The 5,252-nt window shown below is 65.4% G+C and carries 5 protein-coding genes and 1 pseudogene; 4 read left to right on the forward strand and 2 right to left on the reverse strand.

All coding sequences use genetic code 11. From position 1 onward, the window contains the following. The 4 genes from GGQ66_RS22720 to GGQ66_RS22735 form a co-directional block, all read left to right on the forward strand. Positions 1-621 (forward strand): ABC transporter permease (locus tag GGQ66_RS22720; RefSeq protein ID WP_183795987.1); only part of this gene is annotated, 621 nt, incomplete at its 5' end. After that, positions 618-1,367, forward strand: a complete 750-nt coding sequence (locus GGQ66_RS22725) for an ABC transporter ATP-binding protein (protein WP_183795989.1) — start codon at positions 618-620, stop codon at positions 1,365-1,367. The genes GGQ66_RS22720 and GGQ66_RS22725, both read left to right, overlap by 4 nt. After that, positions 1,364-2,584: an NnrS family protein gene (locus tag GGQ66_RS22730; protein WP_183795991.1), complete on the forward strand. Its 1,221-nt coding sequence runs from the start codon at positions 1,364-1,366 to the stop codon at positions 2,582-2,584. The genes GGQ66_RS22725 and GGQ66_RS22730 overlap by 4 nt, the downstream gene beginning before the upstream one ends. A 2-nt stretch (positions 2,585-2,586) precedes the next feature. Beyond that, a complete protein-coding gene (locus GGQ66_RS22735) occupies positions 2,587-3,759 on the forward strand; it encodes an NnrS family protein (RefSeq protein ID WP_183795993.1) in 1,173 nt (390 codons plus the stop codon). Positions 3,760-3,844: 85 nt separating this feature from the next. Here the strand turns inward: GGQ66_RS22735 and GGQ66_RS22740 are convergent, their stop codons facing one another. After that, positions 3,845-5,125 carry an L-fuconate dehydratase gene (locus tag GGQ66_RS22740; RefSeq protein ID WP_183795995.1) on the reverse strand — a complete coding sequence of 427 codons (1,281 nt, stop codon included), beginning with the start codon at positions 5,123-5,125 and terminating at the stop codon, positions 3,845-3,847. Positions 5,126-5,160: 35 nt separating this feature from the next. Beyond that, positions 5,161-5,252, reverse strand: a pseudogene (locus tag GGQ66_RS22745) (2-hydroxyhepta-2,4-diene-1,7-dioate isomerase); the annotation flags it as partial.

A 5,252-nucleotide genomic window follows, 5' to 3' on the forward strand; every position in this document is an offset into this window, starting at 1 on the left:
CTGGCGCTCGTGCTGGAAACCGGCAAGCGCGCCCTTGCCGGTTTTCTTGCCGCCTTGGCCCTCGGAACGCTGACCGGCGTCATTGCCGGGTTTCACCCCGCCATCCTCCGGCTGGCAAAGCCGCAGGTAACGCTTCTGCTCGGCGTGCCGCCGATCGCCTGGATCGTGCTTCTGATGATCTGGTTCGGCATGGGCAGCGGAACGGTGATGGCCACCGCCGCCATCGCGGCACTGCCCATCGTCTTTGCCGGCGCGGCCGAAGGCATCGCCACCCGCGACCGGGGGCTGGAGGCCATGGCCCACGCCAGCGGCCTTTCCGCACCCGCCCGTCTCTTCCACATCAGCCTGCGGCAGATGCTTTCGAGCCTCTTTCCCGCGCTCACCATGGCGCTCGGCACCGCCTTCAAGGCGGCGGTCATGGCCGAACTCATCGCCAATGCCGGCGGCATCGGCGGCGAACTGGCGGCCGCCCGTGCCAGTCTCGATGTTGCCACCGCGCTTGCCTGGGTTCTCCTGTCAATCGCCGCCCTTCTCGCCGTCGAATATGGCGTGTTGCACCCGTTGCGCGGCGCTTTCGAAACCTGGCGGCAGGCAGCGGAACCCTGGGGGGTAAAACGATGACCGCCCTTACCCTCGACCATATCGGCCACGCCTTTCTCGGCCGCACCGTGCTGGACGGCATTTCCCTGACGGTCGAAGCCGGTGAACTCGTGGCGCTGGTCGGCCCTTCCGGTTCGGGAAAATCCACCCTCGCCCATATCGCAGCCGGCCTTGTCGAAGCACGCCGCGGCCGGGTCGTGCGGGACTATGACCGCCATGCCGTGGTTTTTCAGGAACCGCGCCTTCTGCCCTGGGCGACAGCCGCCGCCAACATCGCCTTCGCGCTGAAGCCGCTCCGGCTTTCCCGGCGGATCGTCCGTGAACGGGTGGAGACCGTGGCCGCAAAGGTGGCGCTTGAACGCAGCGATCTCGCGAAGTTCCCGGCCCAGCTTTCCGGAGGCATGCGCCAGCGGGTTGCCATCGCGCGGGCGCTGGTCACGGACCCGGCCTTCCTGATCTTCGACGAGCCCTTCACGGCGCTCGATGTCGCGCTGAAACGGCGCATGCAGGACATCGTGATCACCTCTGTCACCAGCGAGAGCCGCAGTGGATTGTTCATCACCCACGACATGGCCGAGGCCGTGCGGATAGCCCATCGCATCGCCGTTCTCGATCCGCTCGGGCGTGGCATGGCCGGCAACGTTACGGTTCCACTCACCCCCGGCACCCGCGATGACCGCGCGGTGTTCGAAATCGCCCACGACTTTCTCACGCGCAACCCGCTCTTTGCCCATGTCAACGACATGGATGAAAGGCGGGCCGGATGACCCTTGTCCCTTGCCCGCTCCGCCACGCCCGTCCACTGAGCCTTGCGGCGGCAACCGATGAAGCCCTGCGGCTGTTCTTTCCGCTTGCCGCCCTTCACGCCGCGCTCTGGCCGTTGCTGTGGGCTCTGCTCTGGCAATTCGGCCTGCCGTTTGCCGCGGACACGGCCCCCGGCCAATGGCATGCGCAGGAAATGATTTTCGGCAGCTTCGGCGCCGCGCTGATCGGCTTTCTCGTCTCGGCGCTGCCCGAATGGACCGAAACGAGGACGCTGCATGGCTGGCCGCTGCTGGGGCTCGCCGCGTTCTGGGGCCTGCCGCGCATTGCCGGCTTCTTCGGCTCGCAGGCCATGATCGTTCTGGCGGGCGTCTTCGATCTCCTCTGGCTTCTCCTGTTGGCCGGCTATGCGGCAACGCTCGCGATGCGGCTGCGCACCCTGAACCTTGCGGGCTTCGTGTTCTTTCTGACAGCCCTCGCGCTCGCCGCCGGATGGCTGCGCTGGTCGATGCTGACGGGCGATTTCGACCGTGGCGAACAGGCCATCCGCTTGGCGCTCGCCGCCTTTGCCGGTCTGCTCGGGCTGGCGCTTGCCCGTATCACCGTTCCCGTGACCAACCGCATGCTCGATCCGGACGAGGAAACCTCGCCCTATCGTCCGCATCCGGCGCGCGTCAATCTGGCGCCCGGCCTTGCCGCGCTACTCACCATTGCTGAAGCCGCATCGCTTTCGCCCGCTGTCACCGGCTATCTCGCCATGGCGACGGGGGCGGCCTTTCTCGACCGGGTGGCGGAAGGTTTTGTCGGGCGCGAGGGCCTGCGGCCGGAACTGGCGGGGCTCTGGCTTTCCAGCGCATTCACCGGCCTCGGGCTGCTGATCATCGGACTTGCCGGGGTCGGCCTGCCACTGCCGGTACTCGCCGGCATTCACCTGTTGACGATGGGCGGGCTCGGGCTCGGCGTTCTTCAGGTCCTCTCCATCGCCGGCCTGCTGCATACCGGCCAGCCGCTGCAGTTCCATCGCCGTACGCGCGCGGCGCTCCTTCTTGTCGTCTTCGCCACCCTTAGCCGCATCGCCCCGGAACTCGACATCGACCTCAGCCTGCCCGGTGGGCCAAATGCACTTTCCGCCCTCCTTTGGGCCACCGCGCTTACGCTCTGGCTCAGTGTCTACCTGCCCCTGCTCTGGTCGCCGCACACACTCGAACAGAAGAGTTGTTGATCATGTCCCTTGCCTCCTCCCGCTTCCTCTCCGGCGGCTTTCGTCCTTTCTTCCTGTTCGGCGCACTCCACGCGGCACTGATGATCGGGTTGTGGGTGCCGTGGTTTCTCGGCTTCGCGCACATCCCCTCCGCCCTTTCCCCGGTGGTCTGGCATCAGCATGAACTGCTGTTCGGCTTCGTGCCCGCCATCATCGCCGGTTTCCTGCTGACAGCCGTGCCGAACTGGACCGGACGCCCGGCGCTGAAGGGCGCACCGCTGCTGGCGCTCGTCCTGCTCTGGCTCGCAGGGCGTCTCGCCATCACCACATCGGAAACCATCGGCCTGACGGCGGCGGCAGTGACAAGTCTCCTCTTCCTGCCCGCGTTCGTTCTTCTGATCCTGCGCGAGCTGATCGCCGGCAAGAACCGCCGCAATTACAACGTCGCCGTCATTCTGGCGCTGCTGTTTGCAGCGCAGGTTCTGTTTTTCCATGAATATGCCCGCTTCGGGCGCATCGAGCTGGCCAGCCGGATGGCGATCGCCACCGTCATTTTCCTGATTGCCGTCATCGGCGGGCGCATCATCCCCACCTTTACCGGCAACTGGCTGCGCAGGAACAATCCCGGACAGGAGCCCCCGCCTTTCGGAGCCTTCGACCTTGCCGCCATGAGCGTTTCGGCGCTGGCGCTGGTGCTGTGGGCCGTTTCCGCGCGGGCCGAAGCGCTTGCGCCGTTCGCCGGCACGGCATGCCTCGCCGCCGGTCTCTTCCAATTCGCCCGCCAGCTTCGCTGGAAACCGTTCCGCACCCGGCGCGAGCCGCTGGTGGCGATGCTGCACGTGGCCTTCACCTTCGTGCCGCTCGGCTTCCTGCTGACGGGGGCGGGACTTTTGAGCGAGGATGCCGGGCTTGCCTCAGCCGGTCTGCATGGATGGACAGCCGGCGGCATCGGCGCCATGACCCTTGCAGTGATGACGCGGGCCACACGCGGCCATTCCGGCCAGCCGCTGACCGCGCCGCTCTCGACCGTGCTCGTCATCTACGCCCCGATCGTTCTGGCCGCGCTGGCTCGCATCGGAGCCGCGCTCCTGCCGGGCTGGACCATGCTTCTCCTGCCGCTGGCCGCACTCGGATGGATCGTCGCCTTCCTCGGCTATGCCGGGCTTTACGGCCCGCTCATCCTGCGCAAGGGTTAAAGCATTCCCGATGATCCCGTAATCACCGGAAATGCTCCAGGTCAGGCGGCCGGGAGCGGATCAGATTGACCCGTTCCCCTGCACCTCAACCCTTGACGAAGGTGTAGCCGGCAATCGAGGCCGGTTTCATCTCGATGGAGAAGCCCGGCAGTGTGGGCGGCATATAGGCGGCGTTCTCGATCACGCAGGGTTCGATGAAATGTTCGTGCAGATGGTCGACATATTCGATCACGCGGCCTTCCCTGGTGCCGGACACGGCGATGTAATCGATCATCGAGAGGTGCTGCACATATTCGCAGAGCCCCACGCCTCCGGCATGCGGCCAGACCGGCTTGCCGAACTTGGCGGCGAGTAGCAGCACGGCCAGCACCTCGTTCAGCCCCCCCATGCGGCAACTGTCGATCTGCACGATGTCAATGGCGCCCTCGGCGATGAACTGCTTGAACATGATGCGGTTCTGGCACATTTCGCCGGTCGCGACCTTGATCGGCTGAATGGCCTCACGGATCGCCTTGTGACCGGCCACGTCATCGGGGCTCGTCGGCTCCTCGATGAAGAAGGGCTTGCAGAAAGCAAGCTGCTTCATCCAGTCGATGGCTTGCCCCACTTCCCAGACCTGATTGGCGTCGACCATCAGATAACGGTCGGGACCGATCACCTCGCGGGCGATGGTGAGCCGGCGAATATCATCGTCAAGATCGCGACCGACCTTCATCTTGATATGGTTGAAACCCTGATCGACGGCCTCCTGCGCCAAACGACGCAGCTTCTCGTCGGAATAGCCGAGCCAGCCCGCCGAGGTCGTGTAGCAGGGATAGCCTTCGCGCTCCAGCCTGGCGATCCGCTCGGCCTTGCCGGCCTCGGCCTTCTTCAGAATGGCCAGCGCCTCGTCGCGCGTCAGCGCATCCGTGAGGTAGCGATAATCGACGATATCGGCGATTTGCTCGGGCGTCATGGTGGCCACGAACTTCCACACCGGAAGCCCGGCTTCCTTGGCCATCGCATCCCAAAAGGCATTGACCACGGCACCGGTCGCAAGGTGCATCGCGCCCTTGTCGGGACCGATCCAGCGCAACTGGCTGTCGCCCGTCAACTTGCGCCAGAAAGCGCCGGGGGCCGCCTTCACCTCGGCAAGATCGACGCCGACGACGAGATGGCGCATGGCTTCGATCGCCATGCAGCAGATGTCGTTGCCGCGGCCGATGGTGAAGGTCAGGCCGTGACCGGACAGGCCGGGCGCATCCGTTTCCAGAATGACATAGGCCGCCGAATAATCCGGATCGGGGTTCATGGCGTCCGAACCGTCAAGGCTCTGCGAGGTGGGGAAACGCAGGTCGTAGACGCGGAGATCGGTGATGCGGGTCATGGGCGGCCTCTCTGGCGGAAATGCTTATGCTTCAATCAAATATCGGCGACGAATGTCTGTTTTTGCGTGCCGAGGCCCTCGATTCCGAGTTCGACGGTATCGCCGGCCTTGAGGTAGCGCGGCGGCT

Origin of the sequence: Allorhizobium borbori, assembly GCF_014196535.1 — a bacterium.
Lineage (GTDB): Bacteria > Pseudomonadota > Alphaproteobacteria > Rhizobiales > Rhizobiaceae > Ectorhizobium > Ectorhizobium borbori.